The organism is Micromonospora sp. L5 (genome assembly GCF_000177655.2).
In the GTDB taxonomy this organism is placed as follows: Bacteria; Actinomycetota; Actinomycetes; order Mycobacteriales; family Micromonosporaceae; genus Micromonospora; species Micromonospora aurantiaca.
Genome location: NC_014815.1, coordinates 5,598,913 through 5,619,897, shown reverse-complemented (window position 1 = coordinate 5,619,897; position 20,985 = coordinate 5,598,913). Strand labels below are relative to the sequence as shown.

Sequence of the window (20,985 nt, the reverse complement as noted above, 5' to 3'; positions counted from 1 at the left end):
GTGCACCCGCGCGGCGACTCGCCGCTCGAACAGGTGGACGACCCCACCGCCCACCAGGCAGGATGCGGACGTGCCACCGCACCCGGCAACCGACGACCCCGCGTTCGCCCAACGGCTGCGCGACCTCACCCGGCTACGCCGCGTCCGCGACCGCATCGACCGCGAATACGCCAAACCCCTCGACGTCGAAGCCCTCGCCCGCGGCGAACACATGTCCGCCGGCCACCTCAGCCGGCAGTTCCGCCAGACCTACGGCGAATCCCCGTACGCGTACCTCATGACCCGCCGCATCGAACGCGCCATGGCCCTGCTGCGCCGCGGCGACCTCAGCGTCACCGACGTCTGCTTCGCCGTCGGCTGCCAGTCCCTGGGCACCTTCAGCACCCGCTTCACCGAACTCGTCGGCGAACCACCCAGCGCCTACCGCGCCCGCCACGCACCCGACACCGCCGAACCACCCCCGTGCCTGACCAAACAGGCGACCCGACCGATCAGGAATCGAGAAGCCCGCACCGGCCGACCACCACTAGCGTGACCACCATGACGATCACCATTCACTACGCCTTCCTGCCCCACACCGACGCCGACGCCGCCCTCGCCTTCTACCGCGACACCCTCGGCTTCGAACTGCGCAACGACGTCGGCTACAACAACATGCGCTGGCTCACCGTCGGCCCACCCAACCAGCCCGAGACCGGCATCGTCCTGCACCCGCCGGCCGCCGACCCCGGCATCACCGACGACGAACGCCGCACCATTCTCGAACTCATCGCCAAGGGCAGCTACGGCGCGCTCACCCTCGCCACCGACGACCTCGACGGCCTGTTCGACCGCCTCCAGGCCTCCGGCGCCGACGTCGTCCAGGAACCCACCGAACAGCCCTACGGCGTCCGCGACTGCGCCTTCCGCGACCCCACCGGCAACCTCATCCGCATCAACGAGCGGCGCTGACCCACCCCATGACCGACGCACCCCGCACCCGCGCCCGCCGCCGCAACGACACCACCCACCGCCTCGAAAACGACGTCGACTGCTGGGTCGCCACCGCCGAACCCGACGGCACCCCGTACCTCGTGCCCCTGTCCTTCGACTGGGACGGCCACACACTGCTCGTCGCCACCCCGGCCGACAGCCCCACCGGCCGCAACCTCGCCGGCGGCCGCGCCCGCGTCGGCCTCGGCCCTACCCGCGACGTCACCATGATCGACGGCGATGTCGAAACCCTCGCCCTCGACGCCCTGCCCACCGGCCGAGGCGACCGCTTCGCCACCCGAACCGGCTTCGACCCCCGTACCCTGACCACGCCCTACCGCTGGTACCGCATCACGCCACACCGCATACAAGCCTGGCGCGAAGCCGACGAGCTACCCGGCCGCACCCTGATGCGCGACGGCCGCTGGCTCGACTGACACCCGCACCACCGGACGGAGAGACCATGAGCAAGGCCACCACCGGCCTGCACCACGCCGACAGCCACGACATCATCCGCGTCCACGGCGCCCGCGAGAACAACCTGCGCAACGTCGACGTCGAGATACCCAAACGCCGCCTCACCGTGTTCACCGGCGTCTCCGGCTCCGGCAAGAGCTCACTGGTCTTCGGCACCATCGCCGCCGAGTCCCAGCGCCTCATCAACGAGACCTACAGCGCCTTCGTCCAGGGCTTCATGCCCACCCTGTCCCGCCCCGAGGTCGACATCCTCGAAGGCCTCACCACCGCCATCATCGTCGACCAGGAACGCATGGGCGCCGACCCCCGCTCCACGGTCGGCACCGCCACCGACGTCAACGCCATGCTGCGCATCCTGTTCAGCCGCCTCGGCGACCCCCACATCGGCCCACCCAACGCCTACTCCTTCAACGTCCCCTCCGTACGCGCCGCCGGCGCCATCACCGTCGACCGCGGCCCCGGCAAGACCCAGACCAAGAAGGGCACCTTCAACCGCCTCGGCGGCATGTGCCCCCGCTGCGAGGGCCGCGGCGCCGTCACCGACTTCGACCTCACCGTCCTCTACGACGAGAAGCTCTCCCTCAACGAGGGCGCCATCACCATCCCCGGCTACAGCATGGACGGCTGGTACAGCCGCACCTTCCGCTCCAGCGGCCTGTTCGACCCCGACAAGCCCATCCGCGACTACACCAGACGCGAACTCGACGACCTGCTCCACAAGGAGCCCACGAAGATCAAGGTCGACGGCATCAACGTCACCTACACCGGCCTCATCCCCGCCATCAGCAAGTCGATGCTCGCCAAGGACGTCGACGCCATGCAGCCCCACATCCGCGCCTTCGTCGAACGCGCCGTCACGTTCACCACCTGCCCCGACTGCGACGGCACCCGGCTCGCCCCCGAAGCCCGCTCCTCGAAGATCAACGGCATCAACATCGCCGACGCCTGCGCCATGCAGATCAGCGACCTCGCCACCTGGGTACGCGACCTGCACCACCCCTCCGTCGGCCCGCTGCTCAAGGCACTGGGGGACACCCTCGACTCCTTCGTCGAGATCGGCCTCGGCTACCTCAGCCTCGACCGCCCCGCCGGCACCCTCTCCGGCGGCGAGGCCCAGCGCACCAAGATGATCCGCCACCTCGGCTCGTCCCTCACCGACGTCACCTACGTCTTCGACGAACCCACAATCGGCCTGCACCCGCACGACATCGCCCGCATGAACAACCTCCTGCTCCAACTCCGCGACAAGGGCAACACCGTCCTCGTCGTCGAACACAAACCCGAGACCATCGCCATCGCCGACCACGTCGTCGACCTCGGCCCCGGCGCCGGCACCGCCGGCGGCACCATCTGCTACGAAGGCACAGTCGCCGGCCTGCGCGCCAGCGACACCACCACCGGCCGCCACCTCGACGACCGCGCCACCCTCAAGGACAAGCTGCGTACGCCCACCGGCACCCTGCCGATCCGTGGCGCCCGCACCCACAACCTGCGCGACGTCGACGTCGACATCCCCCTGGGCGTCCTGGTCGTCGTCACCGGCGTCGCCGGCTCCGGCAAGAGCAGCCTCATCCACGGCTCACTGGCCAAACGCGAGGACGTCGTCAGCGTCGACCAGACCGCCATCCGCGGCTCCCGCCGCAGCAACCCCGCCACCTACACCGGCCTGCTCGACCCCGTCCGCAAGGCCTTCGCCAAGGCCAACGGCGTCAAACCCGCCCTGTTCAGCGCCAACTCCGAAGGCGCCTGCCCGACCTGCAACGGCGCCGGCGTCATCTACACCGACCTCGGCATGATGGCCGGCGTCGCCAGCACCTGCGAGGACTGCGAAGGCAAGCGCTTCCAGCCCGCCGTCCTCGACTACCACCTCGGCGGACGCGACATCAGCGAGGTCCTCGCCATGTCCGTCGACGAAGCCGAGACGTTCTTCAGCGACGGCGAGGCCCGCACCCCGGCCGCCCACACCATCCTCGACCGGCTCGCCGACGTCGGCCTCGGCTACCTCACGCTCGGTCAGCCCCTCACCACGCTGTCCGGCGGCGAACGGCAGCGGCTCAAGCTCGCCACCCGGATGGGGGACAAGGGCGGCGTGTACGTCCTCGACGAACCCACCACCGGCCTGCACCTGGCCGACGTCGCCCAACTGCTCGGCCTGCTCGACCGGCTCGTCGACACGGGGAACTCCGTCATCGTGATCGAGCACCACCAGGCCGTCATGGCGCACGCCGACTGGATCATCGACCTCGGTCCGGGCGCCGGGCACGACGGCGGCCGGATCGTGTACGAGGGCACCCCGGCGGATCTCGTGGCGGCGCGGTCGACGCTCACGGGCGAACACCTGGCCGACTACGTCGGCGCCTGACCGCCGGACGGCAGCACAGGGGAGAGGCGACGGTCAACGCCACTGTCGATCGGCGCCTCTACTCTCGGCCCGTGAGCTTCAGCGCCTTCGCCCGCCGCGTCCGCGACCCGGCGCTGCCGTACCAGCGCCGGGTCTCCGCACTACGCTCGTGCGTGCAGCTGTACCGCCCAGTCGGCTTCGAGGCGACACTGAGCTTCCTCGAAGAGCTGGCCGGACCGTTCAGGCGTGACGAAGCGGCGCTGCTTCGGGCGCTGGAGCATCTCGCGGCGAGCCGCCGCCTCCGGCACGAGGATCTACAGCGGTACGCCGCCGAACGCCGCACCGCGAAGCAGCTCGGCCGCCGGACACCGGGGCGCGCTGATCGAAACCCCAACCTGGGCCCGCCGATCTGGTACGGAGCTGCCCAGCGAGCGGCACTGCACGCGCTGAGCTATTGGCGGCGCAGCCGGCTGCCCGAGCTGCTCGCGGGCAACGACCCGGGCGCGCGGGAGATCGGCAGCTCGGTGTCCGCCTGCCTGGCCAGCGGCGGGCCCTTGACCGTCGAGCAGCAGCGGCGACTCGATGACGCGGTACAGCAGGTGCGGCAGCGTGCCGACGGGCGGCTTCACGACGAAGATGCGCCAGCGTACTTCCGTGCGCGAGACCTACTGTGCGTCGCCGCGCTCGTCAGGGACGCGGCGACGCCGGAATGTGCCTACGCAGCGCCTCGGGCCGGAGGTGAGAACGGCGGCCCTCAAGGGATCGCTGCGGAGAACGAAGGCGCGAAGCATGCCTGAGCACCGAACAATGCACATTCGATAATGTACATTATGTCAAGTAACGCTGAGGTGGGAGCTCCCCGAGCGCCCGCGCGAGGCAGGTGACCGCTTTTGCGGGCCTTCGGGGTGCCGGAGGGCCAAGCAGTCACCCCCTGTCGTGCTGCGGGACCGCGTGCTCCACCTGGCGAGCGCTGGCAGCGGCAGCAAGCTCGCCGCGAGCCGGCTCGCACCTCCGGACACGATGTCGCCGCCGTTGCGCCCAGGCACCAATCATCGGGCCGGCCCACCCACCAGGCGACCCGCGCATCCCCCGCCGGATCCCACCTCGCTCCACCCACCGTCCGCCGATCATGAAGTTGGCGGCAACAAATTAGACGGCACTCCCGGCCAACCTCATGATCGCCGGAGCCGCCGCCAGTTCGCCGATGTGGCTGCATCGGAGCACTGGGATTACCGCCATCTCGGCGAGATGGAGTTGATCATGGCGTTGATCGCCCGCGCTCCCCTGATGTGCCTCCTGACGGGAACGCGAGAATCATGCATAATATCCCTTATGCATGACAAACCGGACGAAACGGTGGGCGCTCTTATTGAGGAGTTCCTGACCGCCCGGGCCACCCGTAAGCCCTCCCCCCACACACTGGCCGCGTACCGGCGGGATCTGACCACTGTGGCCGAGCTGGTGGCGGCGGCCGGTGACGCCTCTCCCCTGCGCCTACCGGTCAGCACCCTCTCCCCCAAGGTGATGCGCGCGGCGTTCGCGCGGTTCGCCGGTCCCCGCGCCGCCGCGTCGGTCCATCGTGCCTGGTCGACCTGGAACAGCTTCTTCACGTTCCTGGTCGCCGAGGGTGTCGTACCGGGGAATCCGATGCCGGCGGTGGGGCGACCCCGTACGCCGCTCCCCCGGCCCAAGCCGCTGCGGGGCGAGGACACCCCGGAGGAGTTGCTGGCGGCGGTGGCCCGGGCGGAGGGCCGGCAGCGTGACCCGTGGCCGGAGCGCGACCTGGCGGTGCTGGCGCTGGCGTTGTGCGCGGGGTTGCGGCTGTCGGAGCTGCTGGCGCTGCGGGTGTCGTCGGTGGCCGGGCGCGACGGTGAGCGGCGGGTGGACGTGGCGGGCAAGGGCGGGCGGCCGCGTACGGTGCCGATCGAGGACGGCGTGGACCGGGTGCTTGCGGGTTATCTGGACAGCCGGCGGCTCCGGTTCGGGTCGCGCAGTGTGCGGCCGGACTCGCCGTTCCTGGTGGATCGTCAGGGTGAGGCGTTGCGTCGGGGTGGGCTGCAGTACCTGGTGGAGTCGTGTTACCGGCGGGCGGGCATCGGTGACCGGGTGCCACGGGGTGCGCGGTTGCACGCGTTGCGGCACACGTTCGCGACGCGGTTGGCGGAGGACGGCGCGAGCGCGGCGGAGATCATGCGGTTGCTGGGGCACGCGTCGTTGGCGTCGTCGCAGACGTACATCGAGGTGACGGCGGGTCAGCAGCGGGCGGCGGTGGCGGCGAACCGTACCAACCGGGCGTTGTCGGGGCTGGCGCCGCGGCGGTGACTGTCGTGCGGCGGGCGGCGTGTGGGGTGGCGCGCTGGCAGGATCGGCGAGATGCGGGTGGGTGCGGCGCGCGCGGTGGCTGTCGGGTGGGTGCGGGAGCGGATGCGCGCCGACCCGTCGATCGAGGGGGCGTTGTTCAGCGGGTCGACTGTGGGGTTGCCGGACGACGCGGTGCTGCCGGTGTGGTCGGACGTGGACGTGCTGCTGGTACGCCGGGAGCCCGGTGTGAAGGTGGGCAAGTTCGTGCACCGGGGGGTGCTGCTGGAGGTCAGCACTGTCACGTGGGAGGAGTTGGGTGGCCCGGAGGACGTGCTGGGGTCGTGGGTGTTCGCGCCGATGTTCCGTACCGATGGGGTGATCGCGGATCCGTCGGGGCGGCTGGCCGCGGTGCGGGAGCGGGTGGCGGCGGGGTTCGCGGATCCGGTGTGGGTGCGGGAGCGGTGCGCGGGGGTGCGGCGGCGCATCGAGGCCGGGTTGCGGGCGGTGGGCGGTTCGGCGCCGGTGGCGGAGCAGGTGCTGTCGTGGGTGTTTCCGACGTCGTTGCTGGCGGTGTGGCCGGCGGTGGCGGGTCTGGCGGATCCGACGGTGCGGCGGCGGTACGTGCGGGCGGAGCGGGTGTTGTCGCGGTTCGGGTTCGCGGATCGGTACGCGGGCCTGCTGGACACGCTCGACGGCGGCGGGGTGGGTGTGGACGCGGCGCGGGTGCGGGAGCATCTGGCCGGGTTGGCGGTGGTGTTCGACGAGGTGTCGCGGTTGCCGCGGGAGGGGTTCGCGTTCGGGGCGGATCTGGGTACGGCGGGGCGTCCGGTGGTGTTCGACGGTGCGGCTGAGCTGATCGAGGCGGGTCGGCATCGGGAGGCGATGTTCTGGGTGCTGGTGACGTGGGCGCGGTGTCATGTGGTGTCGGGCGTGGTGGCGCCGGAGTGGGAGCGGGCGTTCGGGGCGGTGCTGGCTGATCTGGGTGTGGCGTCGGCGGCGGATCGGCGGCGGCGGGCGGACGGTTTGCTGGCGGCGTTGCCGGGGTGGCAGTCGGTGGTGGATGCGGTGGCGGTGGAGGCTGTGGCAGGCTGAGGGGAACGCGACTGGCGGCACGGGGATGGGTGAACCATCGGGGAGCTCGTCGCGGGGGTCGACCGCCTGGGCCTCCGCGGGCGAGGTGTCGTATGTCTTCTGCGCGGTTGTTGCCGGGTGCCCCGGTGGCGGAGCAGGTGTTGTCGGAGGTCGCCGCGTCGGTGGCGGAGCTGCGTGCGGCGGGGGTGACGCCGGCGCTGGCGACGGTGCTGGTGGGTGACGACGACGCGAGCGCGGGTTATATCCGGATCAAGCAGCGTCAGGCGGCGGAGCTGGGGTTCGTGTCGCCGCACGTGCATCTGCCGGCGTCGGCGTCGCAGGCGGATCTGCATGCGGTGCTGGCGGATTTCAACGCGGACAAGACGGTGCACGGGGTGCTGGTGCAGTATCCGATTCCGGGTCATCTGGACTACGACCGGGCGTTGGCGGTGCTGGATCCGGACAAGGACGTGGACGGGATGCATCCGGTGAACATGGGCCGGCTGGCGTTGGGGTTGCCGGGTCCGTTGCCGTGTACGCCGGCGGGGATCGAGGCGTTGCTGGCGTTCCACGGTGTGCCGGTGGCGGGCCGGGAGGTGGTGATCCTGGGCCGGGGTGCGACGTTGGGTCGGCCGTTGGCGATGTTGCTGGCGCAGAAGCGGCCGACGGCGAACGCGGCGGTGACTGTGGTGCACACGGGGGTGGCGGACTGGCCGCGGTATACGCGGCGGGCGGAGATCCTGATCGCGGCGGCGGGGGTGCCGGGGATCGTGCGGCCGGAGCATGTGCGTCCGGGTGCGGTGGTGGTCGGTGGTGGGGTGCGGTACCAGGGGCGGCGGTTGCTGCCGGACGTGGACGAGTCGTGTGCCGAGGTGGCGGGGGCGATCACGCCGCGTGTGGGCGGGGTGGGTCCGACGACGGTGGCGATGTTGTTCCGCAACGCGGTGGAGGCGGCGCGGCGGCAGAGCGGTCTGGGCTGAGCGGTCAGCCGAGGTCGACGACGAGGGGCCGGTGGTCGGAGATGGTCGCCAGCGGGGTGTGGACGGCGGTGACGGCCGGCAGCCGGTCGAGCCCGTGCCGGTCGGCGAGGATGTGGTCGAGCTGGACGCGGGGTTGCCCGGCCGGGTAGGTGGGGCGCCGCGCGAGGGGCTGCCAGCGGGTGAGCGCGGCGGCGGGTCCGGCGGGCAGGTTGAGGTCGCCGAGCAGGATCCGGGGTGCGGGGAGGGTGCGCAGGACGCGCACGACGCGGCGTAGTTGCCAGATGTTCCAGCCGGGCACGAAGGACAGGTGGGTGGCGGCGACGGTGAGTGGGCCGTGGGGGGTGTCGAGGACGGCGGCGAGCACGACGCGGGGTTCGTCGCGGAGCAGGACGAGTCCGCCGCCGGGGCCGGGTGCGTAGATGGGTGAGCGGACGGGGGCGGCGCGCAGGCGGGTGACCTGCCAGGAGCGGACGGGGTGGCGGCTGATGAGGCCGATGCCGTAGAGGGGTTCGCCGTGGCCGTCGTCGTCGTGGGTGAGGGGGCGGAACTGTTCGCCGGGGGTGCCGACGACGGCGGCGGCGAAGCGGTGGTGGTCGGCGTGCAGGGCGCGGGCGGCCACGGCGGTGAGGTCGAGTTTGCCGCTGCGGGTCTGGTCGCGGTCGACTTCCTGGAGGGCGAGGACGTCGGCGTCGAGGTCGGTGACGGCGGCGGTGAGCCGGTCGGGGTCGACGAGCCCGTCGGTGAGGGATCGGCCGTGCAGCAGGTTGAAGGTGGCCAGGCGCACCTGGACACCCTACGTCGTCGTGGGAGTCTTGCCGGGTGCTGAAACTGCTGTGCTGTTCGATGCTGGTGTTCGTGGCGGTGGGGTCGGTCGGGGTGTGGTTGCGGCGTCGCCGGGGGCGGTGAGGCTGGCCACAGGTGGTCTCGTCGCTGGTGGCGGCGTGGGCAGAATGCGTCGGTGGATGCCCTGTCGTTGACGACGTTGCTGACCGCTGCCCTTCTGGCGGGGTGGGTGGACGCGGTGGTGGGTGGCGGCGGTCTGTTGTTGTTGCCGGCGTTGCTGGTGGCGGCGCCGGGTGTGCCGGTGGCGACGGCGTTGGGCACGAACAAGCTGGCGGCGATCTTCGGTACGTCGACGGCGGCGGTGACGTACGCGCGGCGCACGAAGCTGGACTGGGCGGTGGCGGGTCCGGCGGCCGGGTTGGCGGTGCTGACGGCGGGGTTGGGTGCGGCGTTGGCGGGTGCGGTGCCGGGTAGCGCGTACCGGCCGGTGGTGCTCGTGGTGCTGGTGGCGGTGGCGGTGTTCGTGCTGGCGCGGCCGTCGCTTGGTGTGGTGGCGTCGCCGCAGCGGCGGACCCCGGCGCGGGTGGTGGTGGCGGTGGCGGTGGCCGGTCTGGGTATCGCTCTGTACGACGGGTTGATCGGGCCGGGTACCGGCACGTTCCTGGTGCTGGCGTTCACCGCGATTCTGGGTTCGGATTTCGTGCATGCCTCGGCGATGGCGAAGGTCGTGAACGCGGGCACGAACCTGGGCGCGCTTGTGGTGTTCGGGTTGACCGGGCATGTGTGGTGGGCGTTGGGCGCGGCGATGGCGGTGTGCAACGTGGTGGGGGCGGCTGTGGGCGCGCGGATGGCGTTGCGGCGGGGCGCCGGGTTCGTGCGGGTGGTGCTGCTGGTGGTGGTGCTGGCGCTGGTGGCCCGGTTGGGTTACGACCAGTGGACGGCGGGCTGATCGCGGTGGCGGTGCGGGCGGAGCACGACCGGGCGGTGCTGGCGGGTCTGCTGGGCCGGGATCCGGTGTTGCACGCGTACCAGTTGGGTGATTTGGACGATTTCTTCTGGCCGTACACGTCGTGGTTCCGGCGTGGCGACCAGGTGGTGTTGCTGTATCACGGGGTGGAGTTGCCGACGTTGCTGGCGTTCGCGGCGCCGGAGCGGGTGGCGGAGCTGGCGGGGTTGCTGACGGAGGCGGCGCCGGTGTTGCCGGCGCGGATGTGGGCGCACCTGTCCCCCGGTCTGGAGGCGGCGCTGGGCCGCTGGTTCGTGGTGTCGGAGGCGGCGGCGCATCACCGGATGGCGTTGACGGATCCGGGGCGGCTGGCGGCGGTGCCGGCGGTGGGTGAGCCGTTGGGGCGGGCGGACGCGGCGGAGCTGGCCGCGTTGTACGCGGTGGCGTATCCGGGGAACTGGTTCGATGCGCGGATGCTGGAGACGGGCCAGTACGTGGGGGTGCGGGAGCACGGCCGGCTGGTGGCGGTGGCGGGGGTGCACGTGTTCTCGCCGCGCTGGCGGGTGGCGGCGCTGGGGAACGTGACGACGCATCCGGATGTGCGGGGTCGTGGTCTGGGTGCGGGTGTGGTGGCGGCGTTGTGTGCCCGGCTGCGCGCGTCTGTGGATCATGTGACGTTGAACGTGCGGGCGGACAACGCGGCGGCGGTGCGGTTGTACGAGCGGCTGGGGTTCTCCCGGGTGGCCGGGTTCACCGAGTGCGCGTTGACGTCAGCGGCCGCGGCTGGGTGAGTCGAACCGGCCGGCGCGGATCTCGCGCAGGGCCCGGCGGCGGGTGTCGCCGCGCAGGGTGTCGACGTAGAGGCGTCCGCGCAGGTGGTCGGTCTCGTGTTGCAGGGCGCGGGCGAGGAAGCCGCTGCCGGTGACGGTGAGCGGCTCGCCGTGCTGGTCGTAGCCGTGGGCGGTGGCGTGCAGCGCGCGCGGGGTCGGGAAGTACAGGCCGGGGATGGACAGGCAGCCCTCCTCGTCGTCCTGGAGTTCGTCGGACACCTCCAGCGTGGGGTTGATCATGTGGCCGCGGTGGCCGTCGGCGTCGTAGACGAACACCTGGGCGTTGACGCCGATCTGGGGTGCGGCGACGCCGGCGCGGCCAGGGGCGCCGAGCAGCGTGTCCATCAGGTCGGTGACGAGGGCGCGCAGTTCGGCGTCGAAGCTGGTGACGGGTTCGCTGGGGGTGCGCAGCACGGGGTCGCCGATGATCCGGATGGGGCGCATAGTCATGTCCGGAAGGCTATCCGTTGCTTACCGCTGCGCGGGGGGCACCCGCCGGGGCGGCGACGCTCGTAGGGTGTGCGGACACTGTCACAGGGAGGCCGCCGCATGTATCCGCCGATCGAGCCGTACGCGCACGGGATGCTGGATGTCGGGGACGGGCAGCGCGTGTACTGGGAGACGTGCGGCAATCCGGACGGGCGGCCGGCGCTCGTGGTGCACGGTGGGCCCGGTTCGGGGGCGGGCGCGTCGTGGCGGCGGCTGTTCGATCCGGCCGCGTACCGGATCGTGTTGTTCGACCAGCGTGGCTGTGAGCGCAGCACTCCCCCGGCGTCGGATCCGTCCACTGACCTGTCGGTGAACACCACCGGGCATCTGCTGGCCGACATGGAGCTGCTGCGCGCGCATCTGGGGATCGACAGGTGGCTGCTGTGCGGCGCGTCGTGGGGGTCGTCGCTGGCGCTGGCGTACGCGCAGCGGCACCCGGGGCGGGTCAGCGCGCTGGTGCTGTTCAGCGTGGTCGCCAACACGAACCGGGAGATCGAGTGGGTGACCCGGGACATGGGCCGGGTGTTCCCGCAGGAGTGGGCGCGGTTCCGTGGCGGGGTGCCCGAGGCCGACCGTGACGGTGACCTGTCGGCGGCGTATGCGCGGCTGGTGAACGACCCGGACCCGGCGGTGCGGGAGCAGGCGGCGCGGGACTGGTGCGACTGGGAGGACGTGCACGTGTCGCTCGCCGGTGGGTTCGCGCCGGATCCCCGGTTCGACGATCCGGTGTTCCGGTACGGGTTCGCCCGGCTGGTGACGCACTACTTCGCGAATCGGGGTTTCCAGCCGGACGGGCAGGTGCTGCGCGACGCGGGCCGCCTGGCGGGCATTCCGGGGGTGCTGGTGCAGGGCCGGCTGGACGTCAGCGGGCCGCCGGACATCGCGTGGCTGCTGACCCGGGGCTGGCCGGACGCGCGGCTGGAGATCGTGGAGTCCGGCGGTCACGGCGGCGGGCACGGCATCGGCGAGCGGGTCGTCGCCGCCCTCGACGAGTTCGCCGCCGCCGGCTGAGCCGCCGCGCACGGCCGCCACCGCCCGCGTAGCCCGAGGCGCCGCGCACGGCCGCTACCGGCCCGCGGAGCCGCCGCGACAAGCCAGGCCGCCGAGAGAGGCCGGGCCGCAGCGGGAAGGCCGGGCCGCCGGGCGACCCGTCAGCCGGCGAGCAGGGCGCGGATCGGGGCGGCCTTGGCGGCGGCCTCGGCGACCTCGGCGGCGGGGTCGCTGTCCCAGGTGATGCCTCCCCCGGCCCACAGGTGCAGCAGGTTCCCGTCGGCGGCGGCGGTGCGGATGGTCAGGCCCAGGTCGAGGCGGTCGGGTCCGACCCAGCCGAGCGCCCCCATGCTCGCGCCGCGGCCGACCGGCTCCAGTGCGGCGATGTGGGCCAGGGCGGCGTGTTTGGGCGCGCCGGTGACCGACCCGCCGGGGCAGACCGCGCGCAGCAGGTCGGCCAGGCCGAGGCCGTCGGCGGGCGCCGCCGACACCGTCGACTCGGCCTGCCACAGGTCACACCAGCGGCGTACGGCGAACAGCTCGTCGACGCGCACCGAGCCGGTGCGGGCGACGCGGGCCAGGTCGTTGCGTTCCAGGTCGACGATCATGACGTGTTCGGCGCGTTCCTTGGCCGAGGTGAGCAGGTCGCGGCGTCCGGCGGGGGTGGCCGGGCGGGTGCCCTTGATAGGGCGGGTGACCAGCCGGCCGTGTTCGACGGCGATGAGGGTTTCCGGGGAGGCGCAGCCGAGTGCCCAGCCGGGGCCGTGCAGGGTGCCGCCGTAGCGGGCGCCTGGTAGCGCGGCGAGGCGGGCCAGCGCGGGCAGCGGGTCGCCGGTGTAGCCGGCGGCGGCGTGGCCGACGATGTTGACCTGGTAGACGTCGCCGCGGGCGATGGCGTCGCGGACCGCGGCGACGGCGGCGGCGTGCGCGGCCGGGGTCCAGCTGTCCTGCCAGGATCCGAGCCGCCACGGGGCCGGGGCCGGCGGCCGGGGCGCCGCGGGGCGGTCGGTGTGGTGGTAGACGACCACGACCAGGTCGGGCAGCGCCGGTGCGGGGCTGGGCGCGCCGGGCGACACGCCGAGGGTGTACGCGCCGGCGGCGGCGGACAGGTACAGCGCGGCGCCGCACACTCCGGCGCCGGAGTCGTGGCGGCCGGGCCGGGCGAGGTCGCCGCGGTCGATGCCGTGTGCGGCGAGGAAGCGTTGTGCCAGGTCGGCGGGGTCGCCGCCGTCGCCGATACGCCAGTGCAGCCGGGCGGTCTCGACGAGCCGGCGGCGGCATCCGGGCGGGGCGCCGGGAGCATCGACCTCCACCTGTGGGAGCGCTTCCACGACGTCCGGGCCGTTACGGGTCATCCGTTCAGCCCATTCTGGGTGAACAAGACGCATCCTTGCTCGTTGCCGCTCAGTTTTCCTTGGTACTGTGCGTCACTGGTCATGTGAACCATGACACAGTGCCCCCACAGTCCGGAGAACCCGATGTGTCAGCACCAGCCCACCTGCCCCTCCGCCGACGCGACCGACCGCGAGGCCGCCCGCGTACTCGCCTGCTTCCCTGAGCAGGGCTGGAGCCTGCTCTGCAACGGTGTCATCGTCTTCGAGGACACCGGTGAGCTGCTCCCCGACGGGCGCACCATCGCCCCGCACCGGGGTCCGGCCCGCCACGCCCTCGTCGCCTGAGCGATCACGCAGCGTCAGTGAGCGTACGCGCCGGTCATGACCGTCCGGCGCACCGGCCGGGGCGGCGAGAGCCCACCGCCCCGGCGTCAGCCGCTCAGTCCTCGAACGCCTCCGGCGCGGGGCACGAGCAGACCAGGTTCCGGTCGCCGTACGCGCCGTCGATGCGCCGCACCGGAGGCCAGTACCGGCCCGCCCGGTCCACACCCGCCGGGTAGGCGCCCATCGACCGCGGGTACGGGTGCGGCCACTCGTCGGCCGACACCATCGCCGCGGTGTGCGGCGCGTTGGTCAGCGGATTGTCCCCCGCCGGCCACTCCCCCGAGCCGACCTTGTCGATCTCCGCCCGGATCGCGATCATCGCGTCGCAGAAGCGGTCCAGCTCGGCCAGGTCCTCGCTCTCGGTCGGCTCCACCATCAGCGTCCCGGCCACCGGGAACGACATCGTCGGCGCGTGGAAGCCGTAGTCGATCAGCCGCTTCGCCACGTCGTCCACGGTCACGCCGGTGGCCTTGGTCAACGGACGCAGGTCCAGGATGCACTCGTGCGCGACCAGGCCCTTGTTGCCGGCGTACAGCACCGGGAAATGCGACCGCAGCCGCGCCGCGACGTAGTTCGCCGCCAGGACCGCCACGCCGGTGGCCCGGGCCAGCCCGTCGGCGCCCATCATCCGCAGGTACGCCCACGGGATCGGCAGGATCCCCGCCGACCCGTGGTTCGCCGCCGAGATCGCCGGCCGCCCGTCGGCGCGCGCGCCGAGCGGGTCGCCGGGCAGGAACGGCGCCAGGTGCGAGCGCACCGCCACCGGGCCCACACCCGGGCCGCCGCCGCCGTGCGGGATGCAGAACGTCTTGTGCAGGTTCAGGTGCGACACGTCCGCCCCGAACCGGCCCGGCTTGGCGAACCCGACCAGCGCGTTGAGGTTCGCGCCGTCGACGTACACCTGACCGCCGGCGTCGTGGACCTTCGCGCACAGCTGGGCGATGCCGGTCTCGTACACGCCGTGCGTCGACGGGTACGTCACCATGATCGCGGCGAGCGCGTCCCGGTGCTTGTCGATCTTCGCGTCGAGGTCGACCAGGTCGACGTTGCCGTCGGCGTCGCAGCCGACCACCACGACCCGCATGCCGGCCATCACCGCTGACGCGGCGTTCGTGCCGTGCGCCGACGACGGGATCAGGCACACGTCGCGGTGGCCCTCGCCGCGCTCCCGGTGGTAGCCGCGGATCGCCAGCAGCCCGGCCAGCTCACCCTGCGACCCGGCGTTCGGTTGCACGCTGACCGCGTCGTAGCCGGTCACCTCGGCCAGCCAGCCCTCCAGCTGCGCGATCAGCTCCCGGTATCCGGCGGTCTGCTCGTCCGGCGCGAACGGGTGCAGGTGCGCGAACTCCGGCCAGGTGATCGGTTCCATCTGGGTGGTGGCGTTGAGCTTCATCGTGCACGACCCCAGCGGGATCATGCCGCGGTCCAGCGCGTAGTCGAAGTCGGCCAGGCGGCGCAGGTAGCGCAGCATCGCCGTCTCCGAGTGGTGGCTGTGGAACACCGGGTGGGTGAGGAAGTCCGACGTGCGGGCCAGCCCGTCGGGCAGGGCCGCGTCGGTGTCGCCGTCGAACCCGTCGACGCCGAACGCCTCCCACACCGCCTGAAGGTGCGCGGGCGTGGTGGTCTCGTCGCAGGAGACGCCGACCCGGTCGGCGTCGACCAGCCGCAGGTTCACGTTGCGCGCCGCGGCGGCGGCGACCACCTCGGCGGCCCGGCCCGGCACGGTCGCGGTGACAGTGTCGAAGAACGCGACGTCCGCGACCTGGACGCCCCCGGCGCGCAGCCCGGCCGCGAGCCGCGCCGCCGCCTCGTGGGTACGCCGGGCGATGGCGCGCAGCCCGTCCGGGCCGTGATAGACGGCGTACATGCCGGCCATCACCGCGAGGAGCACCTGGGCGGTGCAGATGTTGCTGGTCGCCTTCTCCCGGCGGATGTGCTGCTCACGGGTCTGCAACGCCAGCCGGTACGCCGGATTGCCGTCGGCGTCGCGGGACACCCCGACGAGGCGGCCGGGCAGCATCCGCTCCAGGCCCGAACGCACCGCCAGGTAACCGGCGTGCGGCCCACCGAAGCCCATCGGTACGCCGAACCGCTGGGTGGTGCCGGCGGCGATGTCGGCGCCGATCTCGCCCGGCGGGCGCAGCAGCGTCAACGCCAGCAGATCCGCGGCGACCGTCACCAGCGCGCCCACGCCGTGCGCCGCGTCGACCAGCGCCCGGTGGTCGCGGACCGCACCGGAGGCGCCCGGGTACTGCAGGTGCAGGCCGAAGAACTCCGCCGGCAGCCCGTCACGCTCGACGTCGACCACGCGCACCTCGATGCCGAGCGGCTCGGCGCGGCTGGCGATCACCGCGACGGTCTGCGGCAACGCGTCGGCGTCGACCACGTACACCGGGCTCTTGCTCTTGGACGCGCGGCGGGCGAGCGTCATCGCCTCGGCCGCGGCGGTGCCCTCGTCGAGCATCGACGCGTTCGCGGTGGCCAGGGCGGTCAGGTCGGTGACCATGGTCTGGAAGTTCAGCAGCGCCTCCAGCCGGCCCTGGCTGATCTCCGGCTGGTACGGCGTGTACGCGGTGTACCAGGCGGGGTTCTCCAGCACGTTGCGGCGGATCACCGCCGGGGTGTGCGTGCCGTGGTAACCCAGGCCGATCATGGACACGGCGACGGTGTTGCGCGACGCGAGGGCGCGCAGCTCGGCGACAGCCTCCCGCTCACTGGCCGGGGCGGGCAGGTCCAGGGTGCCGTGCCAGCGGATCACCTCGGGGATCGCGGCGTCCATCAGCTCGTCGACGGAGCCGTAACCGACGGTGTCCAGCATCCGGCGTTCGTCGTCGCGGCCGGGGCCGATGTGCCGGTCGGCGAACTGCTCTGCGGTCATGCGCTGCGCTCCTTGGTGGGGCGAGGTCGACGGGTCGGCCTCCCCCTGAGTCGCGCTGACGCGCTCCACAGCGCCTGCCCACGTGGTCCTTTTGCCTGAGAGGTTCCGGGGAGAATCTGCCCCTTCGGCGCCGTCGGATCGACGGTCTCTCCCACGTGGGTGGTACCGGCACTTCCCACGCTACCAGCGGGCGTGTTTCCGGCTCATGTCCCGGGGGTTGATCACACCGGCGCCGGCGCCGCCGCCACCCGGTCGGCCAGCGCGCACAGCGTGGCGCCCAGCGGCGCGTCCAGGCGCAGCGCCGCGTACCCGTCGCCGCGGGTGACGCCCTGGTTGACGATCGCCACCGGGATGCCGTGGCGGGCCGCCCGCAGCACGAACCGCCGCCCCGACATCACCGTCAACGACGACCCGAGCACCAGCAGCGCCCGGGCCCGCTCGACGAGCGCGAAACAGTCCGCGACGCGGGGCGCGGGAACCGTCTCGCCGAAGAACACCACGTCCGGTTTCAGCATGCCGGTGCCGCAGACCCCGCAGTCGACGGTGCGGAACCCGGTCACCGCCTCGTCGGGCAGGTCCACGTCGCCGTCGGGGTTGACGCGCGCCACCCGCGCGTCGAAGCCCGGGTTCGCCTCGGACAGCCGCCGGTGCAGCTCGTCGCGGCCGGTGGCGTTGCCGCAGTCCAGGCACGTCACCTCGTCGAGGCGGCCGTGCAGCTCGATCACGCCGGTGGCGCCGGCGGCGGTGTGCAGCCCGTCGACGTTCTGGGTGATGATCCCGCCGAGCAGCCCGGCGTCCTGCAGCCGGGCCACCGCCCGGTGCCCGTCGTTGGGCGCCGCCCGGGCGATGGTCTGCCAGCCCAGGTGGCTGCGCGCCCAGTACCGCCGCCGGGCCAGCGGATCCCGGGTGAACTCCTGGTACGTCATCGGGGTGTGCCGGCGCGCCGCGCCACTGGGCCCCCGGTAGTCCGGGATGCCCGACTCGGTGGACAGGCCCGCGCCGCTGAGCACCACCACGTCACCGGCGGCCACCAGCCGCGTCAACTCCTCGAACGCCTCACTCACCCGTCCATGCTCCCTCGCCGGACCCCGCACCTCCCACCCGTACGGCGGTCGCGCGGCGGGGTGCGGCCAGGCGGGCTAGGTTGAGCCCATGCGCGTCGTCATCGCCGGAGGGCACGGAAAGATCGCCAAACTGCTGGAGCGGGAACTGGCCGGACGCGGAGACACCGCGCTCGGACTGATCCGCAACCCCGACCACGCCGCCGCGCTGCGCGCCGCCGGCGCCGAACCGGTCGTGTGTGACCTGGAACACACCGACGTCGACACCCTCGCCGCCCACCTGGCCGGCGCCGACGCGGTCGTGTTCGCCGCCGGCGCCGGACCCGGCAGCGGCGCCGCCCGCAAGGACACCGTCGACCGCGGCGCCGCCGTGCTGCTCGCCGACGCCGCCGTACGAGCCGGGGTACGCCGCTACCTGCTGGTCTCCTCCATGGGCGTGGACGCCGCCCCCGCCGAGGGCACCGACGACGTGTGGGCGGCGTACCTGCGGGCCAAGAAAGCCGCCGAGGACGACGTCGCCGCGCGGGACCTCGACGTGACGGTGCTGCGGCCCGGCCGCCTCACCGACGACGAACCCGCAGGCCGCATCACCCTGGCCCGGCACGTCGAAGCCGGCGCGATCAGCCGCGCCGACGTGGCCCGGGTGCTGCTCGCCCTGCTGTACGCCCCGGCCACCGCCGGGCACACCCTGGAACTCGTCGGCGGAGACACCCCCATCGCCGACGCGATCGCAGCCGTCGCCGCCTGACACCCGCCGGCGCGTCCCGGCCCGCCGTGAACACGGGCCGGGACGCCGCTCAACGCTGGTGCCGCGACAACGCCGGCTGCGGCGTGCCCCCGCCGCCCTGCGGCAACTCCCGGGCGATCCGCTCCATCGTGCGCGACAACTGCTCACTGCCGTCGTCGAGGTGCCGGGCCGCCGCCTGCATGTGCGAGATCATCATCTCGCCGAAGATCCGCAGCGCCTCACGCGTCGCCACCGAGTCGTCGAAGCCGCTCCCGGCGGTACTGCGGTACTCCGTCACCGCCCGCTCGGCCTCCCGCTTCGCCTCCTCCGCCGCCGCCCGCATGTAACTCTCGTACTGGGTACGGGCGTACTCGGCGACCCGGCGGGCATAGTCGTGGGCCTGCGCGATGATCTGCTCGGCCTCCCGCTGCGCCGCCGACAACAGGTTGACCTCCTTCGCCGCCGGCGCCACCGCCGCCTCCGTGCTCGGGATCACCCCGTGCCGGTGCAGCTCCAGATGGTCGTTGAGCCGCTCGTTCTCCGCCCGCAGGTTCGCCACCTGCGCCGCCAGCAGATCCAGCTCGTCGGCCACCTGCAACCGGAACCGGTCCACATCGGTCTGGTCGTAGCCGCGCCGCGTGAACGCCGCCGACCCGAACTCCCACCGCCGCACCCGGTCCGAGGTCAACCGCACCTGCACCGGACCGGACACCTGCTGCGCGTCGTAACTGCTGATCGGACCCGCGCTCACCGGCTCACCTCCGACTCGTCAGCCCCCGTCATCGTCCGCCACGCCGGGCCGTACCAGTGCTTGCCGTAACCCTCGTGGTGCACCTGGCCCGGCTGGAACCCGGCACCGGTCAACGCCGCCACCGAATGACCCACCATCTCGTCCGAGCCGCACACGTACACGTGCCGCGACCGCCAGTCCCCGTCGGCCAGCACCCGGTCGGCGATGCGCACCGACTCGCCCGGCCGGGCCGGATCCGCACCGGCCACGTACGACACCCGCAGCCACGGATGCGTCGCCGCCAGCTTGTCGATCGCCTCGCTGTCGTAGAACTCCGTCCGCGAACGGGCACCCACGTACAGGTCCACCCGCCGGCCCGAACCCTCCGCCGCGACCTGCTCCACCAGCGCCTTCACCGGCGCCCAGCCGGTCCCACCGGCCAGCAGCAGCAGATCCGACGACCCGGCCTGCCACAACGTCAACCGGTCGCCCACCGGCGACGCCAGGTGGATCTGGTCACCGGCCGCGCACCCGTACACCAGACGCGACGACACCACACCACCCGGCGCGGCCCGCACGTGCAGCTCCACCGTGCCGTCCGGACGCGGCGCGTTCGCCGGCGAGTAGTACCGCCACGACCGCACCGCCGGATGCGACACCCCGATCGACTGGCCGGGCGTGAACGGCAACAGATACTGCGGGCGTACGGTCAGCACCGCCACGTCGAACGTGCGCTGCTCGTGGGTCAGCACCTCCGCCACCCACCACGGCGGCGACTTCGACTCCGCGGCCTGCGCGCCCTCGGTCATCACCTGCGCGACGAGCCCGTACGCGGCGGTCCAGTCGGCGGCCAGCTCCTCGGTCCACGCCTCACCGCAGAAGTGCCGCAACGTCGCCAGCAGCGCCTCACCGACCGCCGGGTAGTGCTCGGCGCGCACCGCGAACTTCCGGTGATCCGCGCCGAGGTCCCGCAGGAACCCGACCAGCCGGTCCACCTGGTCCACGTGGGACACCACATGCCCCAGCGCGGCCACCAGACGGTCCCGCTGCCCGGCCATGTTCGTGGGGAACATCTGCCGGGTCTCCGGATGCGCCAGGAACAGCGTCGAATAGAAGTAGAGCGGCACCTGGTCGCCGTGCGCGGCGACCAGGGACCAGCTCTGCTTGAGCCGTGCGACGTCCACGCTCAGGCGTCCCCCGCCGACACGACCTGCTCCCGCACCTGCCCGAGCACGACCTGCACGTCGGCGATCACGTCCGCGGGCACGCCCAGCTCCACCAGCGTCGCGGTCAGATGCTCACCGACCTTCGCGTAGTGCTCACCGGTGATGTTCAGCGGCTGGTGCGCCTCCTCCAGGCCACGGCCCGCGTACTCGTTGGGACCGCCGAGCACGACCGCCAGCATCAGCGCCAGGTGCCGCCGCTGCTCCACCATGTCCACGTCGGCGAAGTAGCCGGCCAGATCCGGATCGGCCAGCACCTTGTCGTAGAACAGCTCCACCGCGGCCTTCACCGCGGCCGCGCCGCCGATGCGCTCGTAGTGGGAGATCGGGGTGGTCTCGCTCGTCACCGTCATGCTCGGTCCTTCCACAAGGGGTCCGCGGGCAGCGCCGCGGCAGGGGCTCGCCGTCCGGCGCGGCGTCACACAGCGTTCCGCCGTGACGTCGACACGCCGACGACCGGAACGGACC

The 20,985-nt window shown here is 72.6% G+C and carries 21 protein-coding genes and 1 riboswitch; of the genes, 13 read left to right on the top strand and 8 right to left on the bottom strand.

The window, feature by feature from the left end; genetic code table 11:
- The first annotated feature begins 70 nt into the window (after positions 1-70).
- From ML5_RS25885 to ML5_RS25850, 8 genes are all read left to right on the top strand, one after another.
- Positions 71-535, top strand: coding sequence for a helix-turn-helix transcriptional regulator (locus ML5_RS25885; RefSeq protein WP_013286348.1), 465 nt, complete (start codon positions 71-73; stop codon positions 533-535).
- 5 nt (positions 536-540) lie between these two features.
- Positions 541-951 (top strand): VOC family protein, encoded by a 411-nt coding sequence (locus ML5_RS25880; RefSeq protein WP_013286349.1) that lies wholly within the window; start codon positions 541-543, stop codon positions 949-951.
- Between the two features lie 8 nt (positions 952-959).
- Positions 960-1,409: a pyridoxamine 5'-phosphate oxidase family protein gene (locus ML5_RS25875; protein WP_013286350.1), complete on the top strand. Its 450-nt coding sequence runs from the start codon at positions 960-962 to the stop codon at positions 1,407-1,409.
- 26 nt (positions 1,410-1,435) lie between these two features.
- The gene (locus ML5_RS25870) at positions 1,436-3,811 is read left to right on the top strand and encodes an excinuclease ABC subunit UvrA (RefSeq protein WP_013476778.1); all 2,376 of its coding nucleotides are present in this window, start codon (positions 1,436-1,438) and stop codon (positions 3,809-3,811) included.
- A gap of 71 nt (positions 3,812-3,882) precedes the next feature.
- Complete coding sequence (locus tag ML5_RS25865; RefSeq protein WP_041784282.1) at positions 3,883-4,587, top strand: hypothetical protein; 705 nt, start codon at positions 3,883-3,885, stop codon at positions 4,585-4,587.
- Between the two features lie 535 nt (positions 4,588-5,122).
- On the top strand, positions 5,123-6,112 hold the full coding sequence (locus tag ML5_RS25860; RefSeq protein ID WP_041784280.1) for a tyrosine-type recombinase/integrase: 990 nt from the start codon (positions 5,123-5,125) through the stop codon (positions 6,110-6,112).
- A 51-nt stretch (positions 6,113-6,163) separates the two neighbouring features.
- On the top strand, positions 6,164-7,183 hold the full coding sequence (locus ML5_RS25855; protein ID WP_013476776.1) for a hypothetical protein: 1,020 nt from the start codon (positions 6,164-6,166) through the stop codon (positions 7,181-7,183).
- A 92-nt stretch (positions 7,184-7,275) separates the two neighbouring features.
- A complete protein-coding gene (locus ML5_RS25850; protein ID WP_013476775.1) occupies positions 7,276-8,142 on the top strand; it encodes a bifunctional 5,10-methylene-tetrahydrofolate dehydrogenase/5,10-methylene-tetrahydrofolate cyclohydrolase in 867 nt (288 codons plus the stop codon).
- Between the two features lie 4 nt (positions 8,143-8,146).
- Here ML5_RS25850 and ML5_RS25845 read toward each other — a convergent pair whose 3' ends face one another.
- Positions 8,147-8,926 carry an endonuclease/exonuclease/phosphatase family protein gene (locus ML5_RS25845; RefSeq protein WP_013476774.1) on the bottom strand — a complete coding sequence of 260 codons (780 nt, stop codon included), beginning with the start codon at positions 8,924-8,926 and terminating at the stop codon, positions 8,147-8,149.
- Positions 8,927-9,100: 174 nt separating this feature from the next.
- Between ML5_RS25845 and ML5_RS25840 the strand changes: the two genes are divergently transcribed.
- Together ML5_RS25840 and ML5_RS25835 are read left to right on the top strand one after the other, a co-directional pair.
- Positions 9,101-9,874, top strand: a complete 774-nt coding sequence (locus tag ML5_RS25840) for a TSUP family transporter (RefSeq protein ID WP_176739673.1) — start codon at positions 9,101-9,103, stop codon at positions 9,872-9,874.
- Positions 9,859-10,662 (top strand): GNAT family N-acetyltransferase, encoded by an 804-nt coding sequence (locus tag ML5_RS25835; protein ID WP_013476772.1) that lies wholly within the window; start codon positions 9,859-9,861, stop codon positions 10,660-10,662. The genes ML5_RS25840 and ML5_RS25835 overlap by 16 nt, the downstream gene beginning before the upstream one ends.
- Here ML5_RS25835 and def read toward each other — a convergent pair.
- Complete coding sequence (def, locus tag ML5_RS25830; RefSeq protein ID WP_030272226.1) at positions 10,642-11,151, bottom strand: peptide deformylase; 510 nt, start codon at positions 11,149-11,151, stop codon at positions 10,642-10,644. The two genes, ML5_RS25835 and def, sit on opposite strands and share 21 nt — an antisense overlap.
- Positions 11,152-11,250: 99 nt before the next feature.
- Between def and pip the strand changes: the two genes are divergently transcribed.
- Positions 11,251-12,201, top strand: a complete 951-nt coding sequence (pip, locus tag ML5_RS25825) for a prolyl aminopeptidase (RefSeq protein ID WP_013476771.1) — start codon at positions 11,251-11,253, stop codon at positions 12,199-12,201.
- Positions 12,202-12,341: 140 nt separating this feature from the next.
- Here the strand turns inward: pip and ML5_RS25820 are convergent, their stop codons facing one another.
- Entirely contained in the window at positions 12,342-13,535 is a 1,194-nt protein-coding gene (locus ML5_RS25820) for a chorismate-binding protein (protein ID WP_013476770.1), read from the bottom strand.
- A 123-nt stretch (positions 13,536-13,658) separates the two neighbouring features.
- On the opposite strand from ML5_RS25820, the gene ML5_RS25815 reads away from it, so the two are divergent.
- Positions 13,659-13,859, top strand: coding sequence for a DUF5999 family protein (locus tag ML5_RS25815; RefSeq protein ID WP_013286363.1), 201 nt, complete (start codon positions 13,659-13,661; stop codon positions 13,857-13,859).
- A 94-nt stretch (positions 13,860-13,953) separates the two neighbouring features.
- On the opposite strand, the gene gcvP is transcribed toward ML5_RS25815, so the two are convergent.
- Both gcvP and ML5_RS25805 read right to left on the bottom strand, forming a co-directional pair.
- A complete protein-coding gene (gene gcvP / locus ML5_RS25810; RefSeq protein WP_013476769.1) occupies positions 13,954-16,776 on the bottom strand; it encodes an aminomethyl-transferring glycine dehydrogenase in 2,823 nt (940 codons plus the stop codon).
- A gap of 73 nt (positions 16,777-16,849) precedes the next feature.
- Positions 16,850-16,940, bottom strand: a riboswitch (glycine riboswitch).
- A gap of 57 nt (positions 16,941-16,997) precedes the next feature.
- Positions 16,998-17,840 (bottom strand): NAD-dependent protein deacetylase, encoded by an 843-nt coding sequence (locus ML5_RS25805; protein ID WP_013476768.1) that lies wholly within the window; start codon positions 17,838-17,840, stop codon positions 16,998-17,000.
- Between the two features lie 88 nt (positions 17,841-17,928).
- Between ML5_RS25805 and ML5_RS25800 the strand changes: the two genes are divergently transcribed.
- Positions 17,929-18,585, top strand: a complete 657-nt coding sequence (locus tag ML5_RS25800; protein ID WP_013476767.1) for an NAD(P)H-binding protein — start codon at positions 17,929-17,931, stop codon at positions 18,583-18,585.
- 49 nt (positions 18,586-18,634) lie between these two features.
- Here the strand turns inward: ML5_RS25800 and ML5_RS25795 are convergent, their stop codons facing one another.
- Genes ML5_RS25795 through ML5_RS25785 form a run of 3 tightly spaced genes read right to left on the bottom strand, consistent with a single transcriptional unit; the run spans position 18,635 to position 20,870 of the window.
- Positions 18,635-19,315 carry a DivIVA domain-containing protein gene (locus tag ML5_RS25795; RefSeq protein ID WP_013476766.1) on the bottom strand — a complete coding sequence of 227 codons (681 nt, stop codon included), beginning with the start codon at positions 19,313-19,315 and terminating at the stop codon, positions 18,635-18,637.
- Positions 19,312-20,478, bottom strand: coding sequence for a globin domain-containing protein (locus ML5_RS25790; RefSeq protein WP_013286368.1), 1,167 nt, complete (start codon positions 20,476-20,478; stop codon positions 19,312-19,314). The genes ML5_RS25795 and ML5_RS25790 overlap by 4 nt, the downstream gene beginning before the upstream one ends.
- Before the next feature lie 2 nt (positions 20,479-20,480).
- Positions 20,481-20,870, bottom strand: coding sequence for a group 1 truncated hemoglobin (locus ML5_RS25785; RefSeq protein WP_013286369.1), 390 nt, complete (start codon positions 20,868-20,870; stop codon positions 20,481-20,483).
- Between the last annotated feature and the right edge of the window lie 115 nt (positions 20,871-20,985).